Source organism: Agreia pratensis (assembly GCF_900177685.1).
Taxonomy (GTDB): domain Bacteria; phylum Actinomycetota; class Actinomycetes; order Actinomycetales; family Microbacteriaceae; genus Agreia; species Agreia pratensis.
Window position 1 is genome coordinate 358,824 of sequence record NZ_FXAY01000001.1, and the last position, 20,756, is coordinate 379,579.

The window sequence follows — 20,756 nt, forward strand, 5'->3', positions numbered from 1 at the left end:
GTCGGCTAGGGGTAGACGATGATCGGGGCAGCGAGCTCGCTGGGCGGCGCAACGGCATACCCCGAGAGCTGGCCGTCACTGCTGTACCCCACGCTGATACTCACCGCCGACGACATCTTCGCGGTGTACACGGTGTTCGGCTGAGCATCGAGGCCCTTCGTTCCTCCCGCGGGAACGGCGATCTTGACCTCGTTGCCCGATGCCGTGCGCAGGGTCACGCTCGCCTCCTTATCGCCCGAATTCGCGAGATGGATGCGCGGGGACGGCCCGGGCGCGATCGGCACGAGCGTATCGGCGTCGAGCGGCGCGGCCGCCTGATTCCAGGCGAAGTCGACGGCGCCGGATGCCAGCACCGAGGTGCGGGCCGCCGCGACGATCGGTTGGGTCGAGTCGAGGGTCACCGAGTAGCTTCCGTCGGGAAGATCTTTGAGCGGGAGCTCGCTGACGACCCCTCCGGGGGCACTGAGCGTGTACGAGCCGTCGGCAGAGCCCGAGCTCTCGCTGGCGACGGACACCGTGATGGTGGCATCAGTATCGCCCGGCACGTAGACGCGCACGGCGGCTTGCAGATCGGCGTAGCCGTCAGCCGAAAGACGTTCGGCGATCGCAGACGTTCCCGCGATCTTCACTCCGGCAAAGACCACGTCGGTCGATGGGGCGGCCGTGGGCCCCGTCAACTCGACGCCGCCCGGTTCGAGACCCCGGATGACCGTCTGCTGCAGAGTCGCCGCGACATAGCCGCCAGTGCTGACCACGTGAACCACGGGATACTTGGCGTTCGGAGCGAAGCCCGCAAGCGAGAACGCGCGCTGCGACTTGGCGGGAACCGTGATGCCGGTAGAACCGGGTGCGTCCAGCCGTCCGTTCTCGGCGAAGAAGCTCAGATCGACGTCGGCTGTGACCTCGGTCGGATTGCTCAGAAGCACGAAGCTGGTGCGGCCGACCGTGGTCGCGCCGCCGACGAGCCAGGTGTCGGCCTGCGCCTCAGCGCAATTCGTCGCGGCCAAGCCCGAGACGTCCTCCTGAGAGACCGCGACGGACTGCGCTGCGGCGATCAAGACGCCGGGGTCGGCATCCGGTGCGGTCACAGCTGTGGGAGCCGTCGCATTGCCGACCGTTGAGTTGTCTGGAGCGCCCAGCGGCGACTGAACGATGTCGACATCGGTGTCGTCGGAACCGCTCGTGCGCTTCGGTGTCCCCACGCCCGAGGCCGTCGTCGCGGCGGCGCCGGCACCGTTCGACAGCTGTAGGAGCGATCCGGCGCAGATGAGGCTCTGAGGCAGCGGTGTGGGCGCGACCTCGACAGATGGAGCCGCCACGGTGTGGGATGGCAGAGGAATCAGGACGGCTCCGGCCACGAGCGCCGCACCAGCCCCGAGGGTCAAGACGGCGCCCAACGCGCGGGCGCTGGTGGCGATCACGGTGCGCTTAGCGGCCATCGTGCTCGTCCTCCTCGTGGCTCAGGTCGATCGGTTTCACTCGCATCACGGTCTCCGCGTCGGGGTCGTAGCCCTCGTCGATATCGTCGGGCATCGCACGCTGGTGCGAGAACGACGGCTCGGGGTCGGTCCCGCCTTCGGCCTGCGACGGGGAGGGCATCGGCGGCGGCGTGTAGACGAATGAATCGTCGGCAGCGGGCTCGGGTTCGGTCTCCTGCTCGGCCGGCGGTGCCGACTCGGCCTCGGAGGACGACACATCACCCTCGGAGGACATGTCAGCCTCGGAGGTCATATCAGCCTCGTCCGCCGGGCGCTCCTCATGAACGGCTTCCGGCGACTCCACGAACTCCCCTGTCGGCTCGGCCTCGACCGGCGGCAGTTCCGTCGACGCGGGAGCTTCGACGAGATCGGCGAGCGAAGGGGTCTCGTTCTCGTCTACGAGAGCAGTCTGAGGCTCCGGCGCTCCGATGAGATCGAAGTCCTCACCCGGGTGGATGACGGGGGCAGGACCGTCGCCAAGAGTCGTCGGCTCCGAATGCTGCGCCTCGACAGCAGGAGCTGTCGGCGCTTCCGTCGCCGACTGAGCCGTCGTCGATTCGTCGGGCCCGACCGGCGCTGTGCCATCTTCCGGCTCCGCGCCTTCGTTCGGCGCATCGCCATCTTCAGACTCCGCCGACGCGAGTTCTTCGGCCTCAGCCGAGTGGACAGCCTCTTTCCCTGACGTCGTCGATGTGTCCTCCGAGGGAGTCGCCGACCCCTCAGAGGTGGAGTCAGGAGCAGAGGCGATGGCCACCGAACTCGCGGCCGCCGCCGCAGCAGCGGCCTCAGCCGCGGCATCCGGACGTGGCTTGCGCGCGAAGATCCGGCGACCCAGCGAGGCTCCGGGCCATCGTGCACCCGCCGCCCCGGCGGTCTGCCCATCCGGCGCCGTGGCCTTCTCGTCGTCATCGTCATCATCGCCATCATCGTCGTCGCCCTCGACGTCTGGCTCGTCGGGCATGGATGCACCGGCGGGCTCGAGCGCGCTCACTGCGCGGGTGCCGTGAGGCTGCAGTCGCCCGGCCGGAAGCGCGAGGAGAAGCATGAGGAGGAAGACGATTCCCTGCGCGACGAGCACGAGCACTCCGGTCGCCGACCCGAGGTTGCTGGGCTTCGGCTCGGGCAGAGTCGAAATGCCGTCGGTTCCCGTGATCTGCCACAGCTTTCCGGCGAAGGTCTTGCCCACCGTCGTCAGCGATGCATTGGCATCGAACGCGGCGGTCGACCGAGTCGTCGTCGTCACCAGCGGCTGATCGGCCCCTGCGGGCGGGTTGGCGAGGAGCACGAACTCTACGCCGAGTTCTGCGAGTCGAGGAGTGCTGTCACTGCCGCTCTGCGAAGCGAGGTTGCCGATGAGATCTGCGAGTTCGGCATCGCGCGTCGCGTCGCGGTTGGTCGCCGCGAGAGTCGACTGGTCGTCGAGCATCACTCCGGTACCGGTGACGATTGCCGACTTGATACCGCCATCACGTTGCGGCGTGAGAACGAGCGTGCCCACGCGGGGTGTGGATGCCGCCTCGGCGGTGACGAAGGCGGGCAGCAGGCGGGCATCGGTCGTCTGAATGGCGGAGGACCCGAGGAGCGTCGACGCGACGAGCGGCACGGCGACGACGACGACCGTGGTCGCTGCCAAGAATCCGGGAGCGAGCGAGAACCGCTTGAGCGCGTGCAGACCCACGACCGCTGCACAGATGAGTCCGAGCCAGTACAGGCTCAGACCGGGACCGGCCCAGAGACTGACGGGATCGGCTCCGACGGAGTCCAGTGAGATGCGAGTCGACGCGATCGCGGTAGCGAGACCGAGGATGGAACCGACGACGGCGACGATCGCGCGCGTCACGCTCGGGCCGGGCAGGACCAACGCGAGCACGGCCGCGATCCCGAGCGGAACGACAGCGATCGCCAGCACGATCTGCAGCACCGACGAATCGATACCGACCATCGATGCCAGGCCGGTCCATCCGCTCTGTGCCGAATCGGGGATGCCACTCAGCAGGGCCAGGACCGACCCTGGTTCGCGAACAACGGGAACGCCCGGATCAGCGAGCAGTCCGAGCGGGTTGCCCGCACGGAACTGATCCCAGGCCAAGGGGAGGAAGAGGGCAAGGGCGGGAATCGGGATACCGATGTAGCGCGCGACGTTGCGCCCCGCCGTGGCGACGGAGACGGCCCACACGATGAGAAGCGCGGGCCACAGCGAGGGAGCGCCGGCCAGCGTGACAGCGAACAGAATGGCCGCCATGGCAGAGGCCGACCATGATTTGCGCGCTGCGAGGCCCGCGAGGACAAGCCATGGGAGCAGCAGATGCGCGATGACCGCCCCGACGGCTCCCTGATCGAGGGAGGCCAAGAAAGTGGGCGCCAGGGTCCAGAGCACGGCGGCGACAGCACGCAGCCAGGGCTTGTCGGTGAGGCGCGCAGCGAGGAACCACGCGGCAAGTGCCGCGAGCGGAAGTGCCGCGAGATAGAGGCCCACGATGGCAAGAGAGGGCGACCAGAACGTGATCGAGCCGAGAACGGCGAGCACGGTCGTGAACGGGTCGGCCGCACCGACGAAGCCCAGACCGATGTCGCGCCACCCGTAGCCGACGTGGCTCCACAGCTCGCCCAAGGTCGCGCTCACCGGAAGCAGAGAACCGCCCTTGAGGGCGACCGCGCCGATGAGGGGTACGAACATGATGAGGCCGAGAACCGCGAAGATCAGAACGGTCGTGACGCCGCCCGTGGCGATGAACTGGATGCGATCCTTCTCGCCACGCAGATGGGTGAGGGCGATCTCGCGCTGCAGGGAGCGCCGACGTCGCACCTCGTCGCCCGGAATCCGGAGCGGCGCAATGGTGTTCCAGCCCACTCGCTTCGCGGCACGCAGGTTTCGGCGCGCCTCGGTGACTCGCGATCCGAAGGCGGTGCGGAAGGCGGCGGACAGCTCGCCGCCGATGGCCCCGGGCTGTTTGCGCACCAACTGGGCAAGGCTGCGCACGATCGCGAGCGGAACGAGCGAGAGCCAGTGGAAGACCACGGCGAAGGCCGGAGCGTAGACGAGTCGCCGGTGCAACTGGGCAGCGCGGCGGTCGGCCTGACGTTTGCGTCTGGCGCGCCCCTTCTCGCTGCGACCCGGGCCGGCGAGGCCGACTCCGGCTGAGGCGATTCGCGCCGCCGGAACACCCATGACGCGGTGACCGGCCAGACGCACGCGCACGCTGAAATCGAGGCCATTGTCGGCAGTGGGGAGGGCATCGTCGAACCCCGACAGATCGTTCCACACCGTGTGGCGAACGAGCATTCCTGCAGCGCCCACGCCGAGCACGTCGCTCATGCGGTCGTGCTGCGCCTGGTCTAGTTCTGTCTCGGCCATCGCGTACGTGGCGCCGAATCGCGTGAGCGTCTCGCCGAATTCGCTGATGTAGTCGGGGTGCTCCCAGTCCATCTGCTTCGGACCTGCGGCGGCGACCGACGGGTTGACCTCGACCGCGGCGAGCAATGCAGCGAGCGCGTCGGGTTCAGGAGCCGTGTCGTGGGCGAGGAGCCAGAGCCACTCGTTCTCGTCTGCGGGCGGCGGAACGACCCCGAGAGCATGCGCGACGGCCGTGCCGAAGCTGAGGCGACCAGAGGCCTGGATGAAGTGCGTGGGCATCGCGCCGGACAGCAACGCGGGCGTCGAGTCGGTCGAGCCGACATCGACGACGATGAGACTGTCGGGCTGCCTCGTCTGCGCCTTCAAGGCGTCGAGGGTGCGCGGAAGGAAGTCCGCTCCGTTGGAGGCGACTAGGACTACTGTTACTCGGGCGCGCATATCACTTAGACCCTAAGGGCCGCGCGCGCTAGCGGCCTGTCAGGCCCCGGCGTGCCGAGATATCGACACAGCTGCTGTTATGTCGAACGACTAGGCCTGTTTGCGCAGCTTGCGGCGCTCGCGCTCGGAGAGCCCGCCCCAGATGCCGAATCGCTCGTCGTTCTTGAGCGCGTACTCGAGGCACTGAGCCTTCACCTCGCACGAGGTGCAGATGCGCTTGGCGTCACGGGTCGAACCGCCCTTTTCAGGGAAGAACGCCTCCGGGTCGGTCTGAGCACAGAGCGAATCGGTCTGCCAGGCGAGAGGATTCTCGTCGTCTACCGGTGTCTGTTGACGTACGCCAGGAACTCCGAGATTGACGGGATCGACGAACCAGTCCTCTGGGACGCCTGAGCGGTATTCCATAGCCATACCACGCTCTACCTTCTGATCTGCATTCGACCTGCCGAACCCCTCCCGCTAATTACACCCGTGTAGTTCGCGAGAGTCAAGTCGCGGATCGTAAACCCTCAAGTGCTTCTAGAGGGTTTGTCGAAACACCGTGTCGCGCTAAACGACGTCAGCGCGACACGCCAAATCGGCTACGCGCCCCGGCGCGCCGCCCATGCACTCCGCACCATCTCGTCGAGCGTGTGGCGCATCCGCCAATCGAGATCGCGCGCAGCCAATTCGCCCGACGCGACGATGCGGGCCGGGTCGCCGGGTCGACGCGGGGCGATCTCGGGCTCGAACGGTATTCCCGTGCCCTCGGCCATGGCGGTCATGATCTGGCCCACGGATGCGCCGTCGCCGCTCCCGAGGTTGTAGGCGGGCTCGACCGGCTCGCCGGCGTCGAGACGATGCGCCGCCGCCACGTGCGACAGAGCGAGGTCGGAGACGTGGATGTAATCGCGCACGCACGTGCCGTCAGGCGTGTCGTAGTCGTCGCCGTTGATGCGCGGAACCCGACCGTCGAGAAGAGCATCGAAGACGAGAGGAAAGAGGTTGTGCGGGCTGGTGTCGAACAGGTCGGGGTATCCCGAGCCCACCACGTTGAAGTAGCGGAGGGACGTGTGCGCGAGGCCGGCTGCGACTCCTTGGTCGCGCAGCAACCACTCGCCGATCAGCTTCGACTCGCCGTAGGGCGACTCGGGGCTCTTGGGCGTCGATTCCGTCACCAGGTCGGTGTCGGGGGTTCCGTAGACGGCAGCGCTCGACGAGAAGACGACGCGGTCGACCCCGGCATCGCTCATGGCGCCGAGGAGTACCTGGGTTCCCGTGACGTTCTGCTCGTATGTGTGCAGCGGGCGGGTCACTGAGACGCCGGCGTACTTGTAGCCGGCGACATGCACGACCCCAGAGATGGCGTGGTCTTCGAAGATCTCGCGAAGCAGGTCGGCGTCGAGGATGCTGCCGTTGATGAACGGGACTCCCTCATCGACAAAAGCGCGGTGCCCGCTCGAGAGATCGTCGATCACGACAACATCGATGCCCTGTTCGATGAACGCTCTCACCACGTGCGAACCGATGTAGCCCGCGCCTCCCGTTACCAACCACGCCATTCGTCGACTCCTTTACCCAGCGGAACGCGACGGTACCCATCGCGGATCAAGTCTCGCATCGTCCAGCCGATGGCAATGGCCGCGAGAACACCCATGATTACAAGAAAAATCATCATGGCAGTAACGCTATGAATTGCGATAACCAGCCACCAGATGGAAGAATGTCAATGCTCCACCTTTTACTGCCACCGTTCGCCGATCGAGAGAATCCCATGCTGAAGAAGGTCGTTCTGATCGCACTCCCCCACGTCGCCCCGTTCGAGTTCGGCGTGATCTGCGAGGTCTTCGGCATCGATCGCGCAGACATGGGCGGTCCGACGTTCGACTTCACGATCGCCGCCGCCGAGCCCGGCCCGATTCCGACGAGCATGGGCTACGACATGATGATCATGAACGACCTCGGCACCGCCGCCGACGCCGACCTCATCGCGATACCGGCCCACATGATCGATGGTGACGTTCATCCAGAGGTCCTGCGAGTGCTGCACGAGGCGAACGACCGCGGCGCGTGGATCCTCACAGTGTGCAGCGGCGCGTTCACCCTGGCGAAGTCAGGCCTCCTGAATGGCAAGCGCGCAGCGACCCACTGGATGCACGCCGACCGACTCGCACGAGAGTTTCCCGAGATCGAGGTCGACCCCGACGTCCTCTTCGTTCAAGACGGCAACATCATCACGGGGGCCGGTACCGCGGCAGGAATCGACGCCGCACTCCACCTCGTGCGCACCGAACTCGGCGCTGCCGCCGCGAACGTCATCGCCCGGCGCATGGTGGTGCCCCCGCAACGGGCGGGAGGCCAGGCCCAGTTCATCGCCGCCCCCATGCCCGCAGAGCCGAGCGACTCGTTCGCCGGCGTCACAGAATGGATGCTCGAGAACCTCGACCGCGACCTCAGCGTCGACGAGTTGGCACGCAAGGCCCTGATGTCCTCTCGCACCTTCGCGCGGCGATTCCGTGCGGACCTGGGAACGACTCCTGCCGCCTGGCTCAACAAGCAGCGCCTCATGCGCGCACAGCACCTGTTAGAAGAGACGACACTCGGCCTCGAGGCAATCGCTTCAGAGACGGGCTTCGGATCTGCAGCGGTCATGCGCCACCACTTCGTGAAGACGTTGCAGACGACGCCGGCGAACTACCGCCGCACGTTCTGCGTGAGAGAACTCGTGAGCTGAGGGCGCAGTCCCCACGGCTCGCTGCGCTAACTGAGGACATCTTCGTCGTCACGATGGGACCGGCCCGGTGTACCGAGGGCGGCACGTTCGTTGGGCAAGGAATGTCCTCAGTTAGCGACGGTCAACCTGGCTTCTGCCGCTCACCACTCCCTCACATCAGCCCAGCACTCGTCATGATCCACCGACAGTCGGGGATCCGACCGTGGGGCCGACGGGCCTCGCCACACTCGACGCATGGCCGACGACCTCTCGCGCATCCAGAACTTGATGATGGTGACAGGCGGAGTCGCGTCGCGAAACACTCTGCTGTCTCTCGGCGCGACTCCGCGCATGATCGACCATGCACGATCTGTTCGCCTACTTCAGCCGATTCGACGTGGCATCTACGCGAGCGCCGAGGCCGACCTCGATCAGCGGCGCGCGATTCGGCTCGGTGGCAAGGTCGCATGCCTCTCAGCACTGCGCAGACATCGTGTCTGGGCGGGACTCGATACTCGGCTTCACGTGTGCCTGCGACGTTGCGCTCATGATCTGCGCATCGACGAAGCGGCGAGCGTGGGGCTATCTGCTCTGAGCCGACGATCCGACACCAACTTCGTCGCTGACCCGGGTGCTCCGCGCCTTCATTGGCAGAGATCCGAACCTCGAGACGTCGCTGAGTCGTCGTATCAGCGCGATTGGCTCATGCCGCCTCTGGTATCGCTGCGCCAGGCCGTTCTCTGCCAGAACGAGGAGCACGCGATCGCGAGCATCGACTCGGCGCTGCGTACAGGTTTCATCACGAAGAGTCAGGTCGATCGGCTATTCACTCAGTTACCGGCACGCCTGCAATGTCTTCGTGCTGAGATCGACCCGACCGCGGATTCCGGCAACGAGACGGTGGTGCGCGTTCGACTGCGCAGAGCCGGTTTCGTCGTCGAGACACAGTTCCCGGTGCCTGGCACCAGCCGGTTCGACCTCCTGATCGACGGAGTCGTCACCCTCGACATCGACAGCCGACGGTGGCACCGCGACGATGCGCAGATCTCGTGGGACTTCGACAAGGCTCTCTGCTCCTTTGGTGCAGGGCTTCCGAGCCTGCGCATCCTGCCCCGACACATCTACGAATCATGGCCGCAGACGTCGGCTGTCATACGACGAACCGTCTCCGAGGCGAAAGAACTCCGTGATCTCCGTCGAGCGCAATCACGCTAACTGAGGACAAACCAACACACGCCAGAGTGCACACCGCGTCAGATCAACGACGTCTCTTACTCAATTGAAGAATGTCCTCAGTTAGCCCGACTGCGAACTACGCCGGGGCTCCCGGTGCCGCCAAGAAGACTGTTCCCACGCCGGTGAACGTGATCGCGCCTTCTTCGGGGGTGATGAAGACCGACTGGCCGCGCTCCAGGGTGGTATCGCTGCGTTCGCCGTGGATCTCGAACGATCCTGACGTGCAGATCGCGATCGCGGGGCCGTCTGGCCTGTAGGCCGCACGCTCGTTCAACTCGGTGTGGATGCGCGCGAGCACGAAGTCGGGAACGCCCGGCCTGAACTCCTCCACGCCGTCGGAGGGAAACGTGGGGCGAATGTAGGGAACGGGCAGCGGGTCGAAGTCGAGCACCGACAGAAGCTCGGGAACGTCGATGTACTTCGGCGTGAGTCCCCCGCGCAGCACGTTGTCGGAGGCCGCCATCAGTTCGACGCCGAGGCCCTTCAAATACGCATGGATGTTGCCGGCCGGCAGATACAGCGCCTCACCGGCCGAGAGGGTCACCCTGTTGAGCAGGAGCGACATCACGATGCCGGCGTCGCCGGGATACGCGGCGGCGAGCTCCCGAACCGTCTGGAGGGATGCGGCGTAGGCCCCCGCCATCGACGGGTCGTTGCGGGCGGCGAGTTCGGAGACTCTCCGCACCAACGCCGTGACCTCTTCTGAACCGCCGAGAAGCCACTCCACGAGGGCGCGAAGCACCGAGGCATCGTCTCCGTCGGCGAGCGCCCGCGAGACGAACGGGGCGAGAACCGCCGAGCCCGCGGCATCCGATTCTGTCTGCCAGTTTTCGAGCAGCGCGACGATCTCGCGGATCTCGGCAAGGGGACGGAATCCGCAGAGGGCGTCGAAGGTGTCGCTCAGGGCGACGATGACCTCGGGCTTGTGCAGCGCGTCTTTGTAGTTGCGGTTCGGGGCATCGAGGGCGATACCGGCGGCGTTCTCGGCCTCGAAGCCCTGGCGCGCCCGCTCGAGCGTGGGGTGCGCCTGCAGAGACAGGGGCGCGTCGGCGGCGAGGATCTTGAGTAGGAACGGAAGCTGCTTGTGCCCTCCGAGCGAGTCGCGCGGATCATTCGCGATCCACTCGGCGAGGTTCTGTGCACCATGGGGGCTCGAGCCGTCGACGATCCTCGAGGGCGACCCCGGGTGCGCTCCGAGCCAGAGTTCGGCCTGCGGCGATCCGGATGCCGGCGTTCCGAGGAGTTCGGCGATCGCGGTGGCCGAACCCCACGAATAGTCGCGAGGAGTATTGGTGATGCCAACGAACACGTCGGGGCCCTTCTGAGCAGTCGTCGATGAGTCGATCGGCACGGGCGCGTTTATGAGCGACCTACAACGTCGCCCGGCGCGGTCTGCCGAGTCTTAGCCCAAACTACCAATCGGTTGGAGGCGAGACCTGCGCGCTGGTTGAGTTGCACGCGAACACCCCATGAGCAACGGAGCACACATGTCTTTGGAACCCCTCGCCAGCGACTTCTACGGTTACGAGTCGATGCTGACCGACCAGGAGAAGACCGCACTCGCGGCGATCCGCACCTACCTCGAGAACGAGGTCAAGCCGGTCGTGAACGGCCACTGGGAGAAGGCGACGTTCCCCCACGAGATCGTCAAGGGACTCGCAGACCTCGATGTCTACCGCTTCGGCTGGGATGAGACGAAACCCTTCGACAACTCTGCCGTCTTTCGCGGATTCGTGGCCCTCGAGCTCGGTCGCATCGACGCCTCGGTCGCCACCCACGTGGGCGTGCAGAACGGCCTCGCGATGGGCGCGATCAGCGTCACCGGTTCAGACGAGCAGCGCGCAGAATGGCTGCCCCGGATGGCCGCCGGCGAGATCGTCGGCGCATTCGGCCTCACCGAGCCGACATCGGGCTCCGACTCCGCCCAGGGCCTCAAGACCACGGCGACCCGCGACGGCGACGAGTGGGTACTGAACGGTGAGAAGCGCTGGATCGGGCACGCGACCTTCAGCGACATCACGGTGATCTGGGCGAAGGACACGGCCGACAACCAGGTGAAGGGCTTCATCGTTCCCACAGACACGGCCGGCTACCGGGCCACGAAGATCGAGAACAAGCAGAGCCTGCGCATCGTGCAGAACGCCGACATCACGCTCACCGATGTGCGCATCCCCGAGTCGCTGCGCCTGCAGAACGCGAACTCGTTCCGCGACACCGCCAAGGTGCTGCGCCTGACCCGTGCCGAGGTCGCCTGGGCCGCGGTCGGCAACTCGATCGGCGCCTACGAGGCCGCCCTGCGCTACACGAAGGAGCGGGTGCAGTTCGGCAAGCCGATCGCATCGCACCAGCTGATCCAAGACCTGCTCGTGAAGTCGATCGGCAACATCACGGCCAGCCTCGGCATGGTCGTGCGGGTCTCGCAGATGCTCGATCAGGGCATCCAGCGCGACGAGCATTCGGCGCTCGCCAAGGCGTATGCGACGGCCCGGATGCGCGAGACGGTCGCGTGGTGCCGCGAGGCTCTCGGCGGCAACGGCATCGTGCTCGACTACGACGTGGCCCGGCACTTCGCCGACGCCGAGGCGCTGTACTCCTACGAGGGCACCCGCGAGATGAACACGCTCATCGTGGGGCGTGCGCTCACCGGCTTCGCTGCCTTCGTCTAAACGAACGGGGCCGTCTAGCGCAGCGCGGCCGTTCCGGCAGAGCGACGACGGAACGGCCAGCGCCGCTGGACACCCCACTGGGTCACGCGAAGCATCGCCTCGATCACGATGGCGCGGCTCATCTTCGATTCGCCGCGTTCGCGTTCGCGGAACTCGATCGGGAGCTCGACCACGGAGCCGCCGCCGTCGAGCACCCGAAGGGTCATGTCCACCTGGAAGCAGTACCCCTTCGAATCCACAGAGCGCAGATCCATGCTTGCAATGCTCTCCGCCCGATAGACGCGGAACCCCGCCGTGACATCGTGCACCGCGATTCCCAGCATGATTCGCGCATAGACGTTGCCCGCTCGGCTCAGCAGCTGTCTACTGAGGGGCCAGTTCACGACAGAGCCTCCGGGAACCCAGCGGGAACCGATGGCGAGCTGCCTGCGGGAATCGCCGCTCGACGCCAGACTCTCGACCATGGCCGGCAGTCTCTCGGGCGGATGCGAGCCATCGGCATCCATCTCGATCAGGTAGTCGTAGCCGCGGTCGAGTCCCCAGCCGAAGCCTTCTACATAGGCCGACCCGAGACCGAGCTTGCCCGCGCGATGAAGAACGTGGATTCGCTTGTCGGCCTCGCTCGCATCGTCGGCGATCTTGGCCGTGCCGTCGACGCTGTTGTCGTCGACGACGAGCAGATGCGCTGCGGGCATCGAGGCGAAGACTCGCTCGATGATCCACATCAGGTTCTCTGCCTCGTTGTAGGTGGGGACGATGACGAGGCACCCTGCGCCTACGTGTGAGTCGGCGTTGCTCGAATCTGACATGTTCTTTTCTCGATCTGTTGCTGATGTGCGCTGCTGCGTGCGGTAACGCTGATATGGATCTGACGACCTCAGCAAGGTTATTGGGTCGATCCGCATCGATCGGCCAGCACAGAGGATCATCACAGCCACTACAGGGCTACGAGGGCGGAAAGCCAGAACGGGGCGCGCTCGGTAGTCTTGCCTCTATGAACTCCGTGACCAGCACCGGCCGCGCCGCACTGGCCGTGCTCACGTTCTTCACCCTTCTCGCCGGAGACTTCTGGCGCAACCTCATCGGCTGGTACGGCTTCGCCGCCCTCGCTCTCGCCCTCGTCATCACGCTGGCCCTCCTGATCACCCGCGATAGAGGATGGCGTCAGCTCACTCCCCGCCGCGTTCCGCTCGCGCTGGCCGTGTTCCTCGGCCTCGCCGTCGTATCGATCGCCTGGTCGTTCTACCCCGGTGCGACGCTGCTCGGGCTGGTCGCCCAAGCGGGTCCCGTTGTCGCGGCGATCTTCTTCGCCACCTCGATGACCTGGCCGCGCATCCTCACGGCCTTGGGCCGGGCCACCCGCTGGATTCTCGGACTCTCTCTGCTGTTCGAGTTCATCGTCGCTGCCTTCGTACGCCATCCGATCATTCCGTTCTGGGTCGACTATGGCGACGGCAAGTTACCGAACGCGTTCTTCTGGAGCCAGGCAGACCTCTTCACCGGCGCTCCGATTCAAGGCATCGTCGGAAACCGCAACCTGTTGGCGTTCATCGCCGTTATCGCACTGGTCTGCCTCGTGCTCGAGCTCGCATCACGATCGCTGGGCCGTCGGCGCGCATACGCATGGATCGCCGTGGCCGTGGCCACTCTTGCCCTCACCCGCTCAGCCACCGCCATCGCCGTGCTCGTCGTCGTGGCCGTGGCCGCAGGCATCCTGACCCTGATGCGGCGCTCGAACGCGAGGCAGCGCCGGGTGGTTCTCGCGTCGAGCGCGGTCGGCGTGATCGCGGCGGCCGCACTGGTCACGGTTTTCTCGTCTCAGATACTCAGGCTCTTCGGCAAGAGTTCAGATCTCACCGGCCGATTCGACATCTGGAATGCCGTGACAGCCCTCGCTCAGCAGCGACCCGTTTTCGGATGGGGCTGGGTCAGCTACTGGGTGCCGTGGGTCGAGCCGTTCACCCACCTGGCCGAACGCAAGGGCGTGACCTACCTTCAAGCGCACAACGCCTGGCTCGACGTGTGGCTGCAGCTCGGCATCGTGGGCCTGGTTCTGTTCGTCGGCGCCGTTGTCGGCGCGTGTTGGCGGGCGTGGTGGTTCGCAGTAGACCCGCAGCTGGATGCCCGGGGCACGCCGGTCCCCTTCGTTCCGGTGACGCTCTTCCCGGCCCTCATTCTCACCCTGCTCGTCGCCCAGTCGTTCGTGGAGTCACGCATGCTCGTCGAGGGCGGGTTTGCTCTGCTCGCGCTCATGGCGCTGAAGACGCGGCGTGACGTCGGAGCAACAGGCATTGATCTCACCGTGCCCGACGGTGGCCCGGTCGAGTCCACCAAGCCCGTGATGCTGCGACGGGTGGGCTTTTCGCGGTGAGAGTCTCCGAGCACCCCGGGTGGGCGGTGGTTGCGGCGATCTTCGGCTCTCCGAGGTTCTCCGGCGTGCTGGCCACGACAGCCATCGGCTCTGCACTGTCGGTAAATCTCGTCAAGGAGACGATGGGCTGGGCCGGGCTGATCGGCATCCTGAGCACCCTGGTCGTGTTTGCAGCCGTCTCTCTGGTCGCCCGGCGAAATGATCTCGACTGGCACGGCGTGCTGCCCCTGTCGCTCGTGGTATTTCTCGGCTGGTGTGCCATCACGATCGTGTGGAGCAGGTACCCGTCGTCGAGCGTGACCGGAGTGATCTACCAGCTCACGTTCTCGTTCCTCGCGCTCTACGTCGCACTCGTGCGCGACCTTATTCAAATCGTGCGGGCCGTCGGCGATGTGATGCGCGTTCTGCTCACAGTGTCGCTCGCACTCGAGATCCTGTCGGGCCTACTTCTCGACCTCCCGATCGCGTTCTTGCGCATTCAGGGCAACCTCGATGAGGGTGGACCGTTGCAGGGCATCTTCGGTTCACGCAACATGCTGGGATTCATCGCCCTGATCGCGCTCGTCACCTTCTTGGTGGAACGAAACACCCGGTCCGTTCCGCGCGGCCTCAGCCTGTACTCGATCGTTCTGGCAGCGGTGTTGCTGCTCGGATCGCGCTCCCCCATCTCGCTCGGAGTCGCCGGCATCGTGTTCGTCGCCGCCGTTGCGGTGCTCGCTCTACGCCGCGCCCGCCCCGAACTCCGACGGAGTCTGCAGATCGGAATGCTGGTCATTCTGGTGATCGGAACCCTCAGCGCCTACTTCGTGCGCACGCGCATCCTGGCGATCGTGGGGGCGAGATCGGAGTTCACCTATCGTCTCGAGATCTGGAACCAGCTATCGAGCCTCATCGACTACAACCAACTCGAGGGCTGGGGCTGGGTCGGCCTGTGGCGCCCCAACGTCTCGCCCTTCTTCGCGCTCGATTTCGTGGGCAACCGTCAGCACACCTCGGGGCTCAACGCCTTCATCGATGTGTACTTTCAAGCAGGGCTCATCGGGCTCGTGATCTTCGTGGGCATGGCGGGGTTGGCGCTCGTACGCTCCTGGATTCTGGCGACCTCGAAGAAGAGCGTCATCTATATGTGGCCGGCACTCATTCTGGTCGTGCTGCTCGTGACGAGCATGGCCGAGAGCGCCATGCTCGTGGAGTACGGCTGGATGTTCTTCGTGATGTGCATGGTGAAAGCGGCGCACTCGCTGAGCTGGCGGCAGGGACTCGCGCTGAAGCCGCCGACAGCGGAGCTTCCTCGGGCTGGCGCCTAGGCCTGACGCTCGGTCTCGGCCATCGCCGCCTTGTTCTTCAACGCCGTGTGGCCGTCTGACCGTGTGGGTGCATACACCCAGAACCGGTACATCAAGAATCGGAATGCAGTGGCGAGCACCAGGCCGATGACATTGGCCGAGATGTTGTCGGCGGCCAGATTGTTGAAACCGAGAACGTAGTGCGAGATCCAAAGGCAGAACAAGCTGATGCCGAGACCGACGACGGCGATTGCAGCGAACTCGAGCAACTCGAGCACGAAGTTGCGGCGACGGTGCTCTCTAAAGGTCCAATACCGATTGCCGAACCAAGTGGCCAAGGTCGACAGCGTCACTGAGACCAGCTTTGCGCCGAGCGGTGACTGCCACCAGACGTCGGATCCGAAGCTTCCGAGCCGGAGAAGATTGAAGATTCCCACGTCGATTCCGTATCCGACAAGCCCGACGACACCGAACTTGAGTGCGTACCGCACAACGCGCTCGTAGATGTAACTGAACATCTTCTTCACTGGAACTTCACTTTCGCACTCACCGCACGCCGGTGATCGCCGGCCATTCGAAAGGATAACCGTTCATGTACTGTAAGGATGCGTATCCGCTCGCGCCACTGCGGCCGATCGCCTCTTCTTCCAGTTCAAAGGACTTTGCGTGCCCACTACTTTTGACAGAGACGTCGTCGTCATCGGCGGAGGGGGCCACGTCGGCCTCCCCTTGGCCATCGCGCTGGCCGATCGCGGATCCAGAGTCGTCGTCTATGACCTCAGCGAGCGCGCTGTGCAGGGCATCAACGAAGGCAGAATGCCTTTCAGCGAGCCAGGGGCCGAGCCCGTACTGCAGCGAGTTCTGGCCAATGGCATGTTCACGGCGTCGACCGATGCGAGTGTTGTGGCCACGGCCGAGAACGTGATCGTCGTCATCGGCACGCCGGTCGACGAGCACCTCAACCCCGACCCCAACGCGATTCCCGATGCACTCGAAGACTGCAGCCCGTATTTCCGCGACGAGCAGCTGCTCATCCTCCGCAGCACCGTGTACCCGGGCGTCACTGCCCTGGTCGAACGCATGCTGCGCGAGAAGGGTCTGTCGACAGAGGTCGCTTTCTGCCCGGAGCGTATCGCCGAGCACAAGGCGATGGAAGAGCTGTTCACTCTTCCTCAGATCGTCTCCAGTCGAAGCGACAGCGGCCGCCAGCGTGCGTCGAAGCTGTTCCGTACGCTGACCGATCAGATCGTGGATCTCAGCCCAGAAGAGGCCGAACTCGCCAAGCTGTTCACGAACACCTGGCGATACATCAAGTTCGCGGCCGCCAACCAGTTCTACATGATGGCCAACGACCGCGGTCTCGACTTCGAGAAGATCCGCGCAGGCCTCACGCACGACTACCCACGCGCCAAGGATCTTCCGGGACCGGGATTCGCTGCAGGGCCGTGCCTGTTCAAAGACACGATGCAGCTCGCAGCATTCAGCGACAACAAGTTCTCTCTCGGCCACTCGGCCATGCTCGTGAACGAGGGCCTCCCGCTCTACATCGTGACCCAGCTCGAGAAGCGGTTCGATCTCGAGAACCTCACCGTCGGAATTCTGGGTATGTCGTTCAAGGCGGGGTCCGATGACATTCGCTCGAGCCTCTCGTACAAGCTCAGACGGGTACTCAAGTTCCGCGCCAAGGCGGTCATCGGCACGGATCCCTATGTGACCGAAGAGACAGACGACACGTTGCTGCCACTCGATGCAGTGCTCGAGAAGGCCGACATCCTCATTGTCGCCACCCCGCACTCCGAATATGTGGGCCTCGTCACAGAGAAGCCCGTCGCCGATGTGTGGAATCTTCTGGGCCACGGGGTCGTCATTTGACCGAGGGTCTGCGAGCGTCGATCGTCATTCCGGCGTACAACGAGGGCGAAGACATCGTCGCCGGCCTAGACCGGATCTTTGAGGCCGTTCATCTCGACGCCGAGGTGCTCGTCGTCGTCGATACAACATCTGACACAACGGCCCCTGTCGTGCACCGCTACGCCGAGAAGGAACCACGCCTGAAGCTCCTCGTCAACGACTACGGTCGCGGTCCGGCGTACGCGATCCGCTACGGCATCGATCACGCCGCGAGCGAGACCGTTGTTGTCACGATGGCCGACGGCTGCGACGACCCACGCCAGATCGACGACCTGGTGCGTCTCGTTGAGCGTGGAGTCGTCGTCGCCGCGGCGTCCCGCTATATGCCGGGGGGTCAGCAGGTGGGAGGCCCACGTTTCAAGACATTCCTCTCCAAGACGGCCGGCCTCACTCTCGAAGCCTTCACCAATGCCGGCACGCGAGACGCCACCAACTCGTTCAAGGCATACAGCGCCGCGTTCGTGCGCGAGGTGGGCATCCACAGCAAAGACGGTTTCGAGATCGGTCTTGAGCTCACAGCCAAGGCTCGTCGTTTGCGGCTGCCCGTGGCCGAGATCCCCACGATCTGGCTCGACCGCACTTTTGGAGAGTCCAACTTCAAGTTGGCGAAGTGGATCCCGAAGTACTTGCGCTGGTACCGTTTCGCCTTCGGTCCTCAGGTAGACGCGGCCCAAGTGCGCGCGCTCGCCGACAAGCTTCACAACCCCTGACCAGCAGTCTCCACTCAAATTCAAGGAAGTATCTTCATGCAAAAGGTTCTCGTAACCGGCTCCGCCGGATTCATCGGCGGCTACATCGTCGAAGAGTTGCTCGAAAAGGGCTACCAGGTCGTCGGGGTAGACAACTACTCCAAGTACGGTCCCATCAAGAAGTCATACGACGACAACCCCAACTACGAGTTGGTCGTGGGCGACGTGCAGGACGTCGAGCTGATGACACGCCTGCTGAGCGACGTCGATCACTTCATCGCGGGTGCAGCCCTCATCGGCGGCATCTCGTACTTCCACACGTACGCATACGACCTTCTGGCCCAGAACGAGCGCATCATCGCGTCGTCGGTGGATGCCGCGATCGCCGCACACAAGCAGGGTCGCCTCAAGAAGGTCACCTACATGTCGAGCTCGATGGTCTTCGAGTCGACCGACCGCTGGCCGAGCAAGGAGGGCGACGAGCGCATCGTTCCGCCGCCGCTGTCGTCCTACGGCTTCCAGAAGCTGGCTGTCGAGTACTTCGCGCGCGCCGCGTGGGACCAGTACAAGCTGCCCTACACGATCCTGCGTCCGTTCAACTGTGTCGGAATCGGCGAATCGCGTGCACTCGGCGATGTCGACATCGACTCGGGCAACGTCAAACTGGCCATGAGCCATGTCGTTCCCGACCTCGTGCAGAAGGTTCTGAAGGGCCAGGACCCGCTGCACATCCTCGGCGCTGGCGACCAGGTTCGTCACTACACCTACGGCGGTGACCTGGCCCGCGGCATCGTTCTGAGCCTTGAGCACCCCGACGCGCTGAACAACGACTTCAACGTCTCGACAGCCGAAGGTCACACCGTCAAAGAGCTCTCCGAGATCATCTGGCGCAAGATCAAGGGCCCGGATGTGCCGCTGAACCTCATCAGCGACCCCGGCTTCGAGTACGACGTGCAGAAGCGCGTTCCCGACGTCACCAAGGCGAAGGAGATCCTCGGCTTCGAGGCCACGACCACTCTCGAGGACATGCTCGACGAGGTCATCCCGTGGATCAAGAATGCCGTTGCAGACGGCACGATCTAACGGCGTTGGGCCGACAGCTGGTGCGGTCCATTCGACCGCACCAGCTTCCTCTTCCGTAGAGCGAGGCCGTCTGGCCAGATTCGGTGAGTGGGCTTTCGGCGCCCAGCTAATCAACCATCGACCCTGGCGCCAGACTTTACCCCTGCTTGTCCTCATGGTGGTCGCCGGCACGGTCGGGACTCTCTTTCGGCTCCCCAACGACGCGAGAAATCTCCTCTGGGCGGAAGACGGAAAAACCTTTCTCGCGGACGCATTCACTCACGGCCTTCTGACCAATCTCTTCACTCCCTATGCCGGCTACATGCACTTAGTGCCGCGCACCGCAGCGGAGTTGACGTCTCTCTTTGTTCCAGTCGACTACCTGGGCCTGGGGATGAACATCTTCGGCGCGGCCACCTGGTCTCTCGTGGCTCTCGCCGCTTTTGTGTTCACTAGGGAGCGATTGCAGCTGCCCATGCGCTGGCTTCTCTGGGTGCTGGTTCTGGTTCTCCCTATCGGATCGCAGGAGGTTGCGACCAACACCGCAAACTCGCACTGGTTCCTCATGTTCGGCCTCTTCGTCGCCCTCATATCCCGCAGCGGGAGTTGGTCGAGAGCAGTCTTTGCGTCCGTTCTCGTGAGCGCATCAGTCCTCAGCGATCCCTTGTCGCTTATGTTCTTCCCTCTCGTCCTCGTGAGGGCTTTCAGCCTGCGCGGACTCCGGGAGCAGGTTCCAGGAATTGCCTTCGTGGGCAGCGCTGTCGTCCAGCTCATCGTCGTGCTCAACACGACTCGGGAGGCTGCTGTACCGGGATACGATCCCGATCTTCTCAGCCAGTTCTATCTCGTACGAGTTGTCTGGGGGGATCTACTCGGACCGACAACCGGTGGCGCGTCGTTGTACCAGTCGCTCGGTGTGGTCGCGGTGCTTTTCATCACCGGGGCCTTCATGGCTTGTCTGACAGCGGCGATCGCCATCCGATGGAGAAAGACGGCGCTGGCGGCGGCTTCGCTCATCTTTTCGGTCGGATCCTTCGGCGTAATATCTGCGCTGACGTGGTCAAAGGTTGGCGTTCTGGTGCCTGGTTATGAAGTGTCCCTTGGCGGTCGATACTTAGTCGTCCCTTCCCTGCTTCTCGCCTTGTCTCTTGTGTCGATTATGAGTGCGTGGGTGCCTACGCGTGAGGAAGCTTCTGCCCGGTGGATGAGGCCCGTGATCTTTGCTGTTTCCTCCGCGCTGCTACTGACTCCAGGGCTGGTCGAATATCAGGATCCGTCCTACAAAGCCGGCTACTCATCAGCTGTCGTCTCAATCGAAAACGCTTCGGAGACCTGCGAGCTAGACCCGAAAGGCTTTGCTGTCGTACCTATCGCGCCCGCGAAGTGGACGATGTCGATACCGTGCGCTGATATTCTCGAGGCGCGCTAGGCCCCAGTTCAAGACACTCTTGTCAGCGGGCCTGTCGCACTTTCGTTTGGGACGGCTGCTCCACGCGGTGCGCTATCGAGCGGGCGCGTGACTCGCCAAGAGGGGACCAACGAGGGAGTGATCCGGGAACAAATCCGGTCTTC

The 20,756-nt window shown here is 64.5% G+C and carries 16 protein-coding genes; 9 read left to right on the forward strand and 7 right to left on the reverse strand.

Annotated elements, in window-relative coordinates; translation table 11 throughout:
* Positions 1–5: 5 nt before the first annotated feature.
* From B9Y86_RS01770 to galE, 4 genes are all read right to left on the reverse strand, one after another.
* Positions 6–1,439 carry a DUF5719 family protein gene (locus tag B9Y86_RS01770; RefSeq protein WP_085482362.1) on the reverse strand — a complete coding sequence of 478 codons (1,434 nt, stop codon included), beginning with the start codon at positions 1,437–1,439 and terminating at the stop codon, positions 6–8.
* Positions 1,429–5,271 (reverse strand): glycosyltransferase, encoded by a 3,843-nt coding sequence (locus B9Y86_RS01775; RefSeq protein ID WP_085482364.1) that lies wholly within the window; start codon positions 5,269–5,271, stop codon positions 1,429–1,431. Before B9Y86_RS01775 ends, B9Y86_RS01770 begins: the two co-directional genes overlap by 11 nt.
* Before the next feature lie 90 nt (positions 5,272–5,361).
* Complete coding sequence (locus B9Y86_RS01780; RefSeq protein ID WP_078714135.1) at positions 5,362–5,682, reverse strand: WhiB family transcriptional regulator; 321 nt, start codon at positions 5,680–5,682, stop codon at positions 5,362–5,364.
* A 170-nt stretch (positions 5,683–5,852) separates the two neighbouring features.
* Positions 5,853–6,812, reverse strand: a complete 960-nt coding sequence (gene galE / locus B9Y86_RS01785; protein ID WP_085482366.1) for a UDP-glucose 4-epimerase GalE — start codon at positions 6,810–6,812, stop codon at positions 5,853–5,855.
* 167 nt (positions 6,813–6,979) lie between these two features.
* On the opposite strand from galE, the gene B9Y86_RS01790 reads away from it, so the two are divergent.
* Together B9Y86_RS01790 and B9Y86_RS01795 are read left to right on the forward strand one after the other, a co-directional pair.
* Positions 6,980–7,984 carry a GlxA family transcriptional regulator gene (locus B9Y86_RS01790; RefSeq protein WP_410371460.1) on the forward strand — a complete coding sequence of 335 codons (1,005 nt, stop codon included), beginning with the start codon at positions 6,980–6,982 and terminating at the stop codon, positions 7,982–7,984.
* Positions 7,985–8,218: 234 nt separating this feature from the next.
* The gene (locus B9Y86_RS01795; protein WP_085482370.1) at positions 8,219–9,178 is read left to right on the forward strand and encodes a hypothetical protein; all 960 of its coding nucleotides are present in this window, start codon (positions 8,219–8,221) and stop codon (positions 9,176–9,178) included.
* Positions 9,179–9,275: 97 nt separating this feature from the next.
* On the opposite strand, the gene manA is transcribed toward B9Y86_RS01795, so the two are convergent.
* The gene (gene manA / locus B9Y86_RS01800; protein ID WP_244894587.1) at positions 9,276–10,550 is read right to left on the reverse strand and encodes a mannose-6-phosphate isomerase, class I; all 1,275 of its coding nucleotides are present in this window, start codon (positions 10,548–10,550) and stop codon (positions 9,276–9,278) included.
* A gap of 136 nt (positions 10,551–10,686) precedes the next feature.
* Between manA and B9Y86_RS01805 the strand changes: the two genes are divergently transcribed.
* Positions 10,687–11,865: an acyl-CoA dehydrogenase family protein gene (locus tag B9Y86_RS01805; protein WP_085483687.1), complete on the forward strand. Its 1,179-nt coding sequence runs from the start codon at positions 10,687–10,689 to the stop codon at positions 11,863–11,865.
* Between the two features lie 14 nt (positions 11,866–11,879).
* Here the strand turns inward: B9Y86_RS01805 and B9Y86_RS01810 are convergent, their stop codons facing one another.
* Positions 11,880–12,674, reverse strand: coding sequence for a polyprenol monophosphomannose synthase (locus B9Y86_RS01810; protein WP_085482372.1), 795 nt, complete (start codon positions 12,672–12,674; stop codon positions 11,880–11,882).
* A 185-nt stretch (positions 12,675–12,859) separates the two neighbouring features.
* On the opposite strand from B9Y86_RS01810, the gene B9Y86_RS01815 reads away from it, so the two are divergent.
* Together B9Y86_RS01815 and B9Y86_RS01820 are read left to right on the forward strand one after the other, a co-directional pair.
* Complete coding sequence (locus tag B9Y86_RS01815) at positions 12,860–14,236, forward strand: O-antigen ligase family protein (protein ID WP_244894588.1); 1,377 nt, start codon at positions 12,860–12,862, stop codon at positions 14,234–14,236.
* Positions 14,233–15,543: an O-antigen ligase family protein gene (locus B9Y86_RS01820; RefSeq protein WP_244894589.1), complete on the forward strand. Its 1,311-nt coding sequence runs from the start codon at positions 14,233–14,235 to the stop codon at positions 15,541–15,543. Before B9Y86_RS01815 ends, B9Y86_RS01820 begins: the two co-directional genes overlap by 4 nt.
* Here B9Y86_RS01820 and B9Y86_RS01825 read toward each other — a convergent pair.
* Positions 15,540–16,040 (reverse strand): GtrA family protein, encoded by a 501-nt coding sequence (locus tag B9Y86_RS01825; protein ID WP_139824687.1) that lies wholly within the window; start codon positions 16,038–16,040, stop codon positions 15,540–15,542. The genes B9Y86_RS01820 and B9Y86_RS01825 overlap by 4 nt on opposite strands.
* 148 nt (positions 16,041–16,188) lie before the next feature.
* Between B9Y86_RS01825 and B9Y86_RS01830 the strand changes: the two genes are divergently transcribed.
* From B9Y86_RS01830 to B9Y86_RS01845, 4 genes are all read left to right on the forward strand, one after another.
* Positions 16,189–17,394, forward strand: a complete 1,206-nt coding sequence (locus tag B9Y86_RS01830) for a nucleotide sugar dehydrogenase (protein ID WP_217809153.1) — start codon at positions 16,189–16,191, stop codon at positions 17,392–17,394.
* Positions 17,391–18,143, forward strand: coding sequence for a glycosyltransferase (locus B9Y86_RS01835; RefSeq protein ID WP_085482381.1), 753 nt, complete (start codon positions 17,391–17,393; stop codon positions 18,141–18,143). Before B9Y86_RS01830 ends, B9Y86_RS01835 begins: the two co-directional genes overlap by 4 nt.
* A gap of 36 nt (positions 18,144–18,179) precedes the next feature.
* Positions 18,180–19,205 (forward strand): NAD-dependent epimerase/dehydratase family protein, encoded by a 1,026-nt coding sequence (locus B9Y86_RS01840; RefSeq protein WP_085482383.1) that lies wholly within the window; start codon positions 18,180–18,182, stop codon positions 19,203–19,205.
* Positions 19,206–19,359: 154 nt separating this feature from the next.
* Positions 19,360–20,613: a hypothetical protein gene (locus B9Y86_RS01845; protein ID WP_085482385.1), complete on the forward strand. Its 1,254-nt coding sequence runs from the start codon at positions 19,360–19,362 to the stop codon at positions 20,611–20,613.
* The last annotated feature ends 143 nt before the right edge of the window (positions 20,614–20,756 follow it).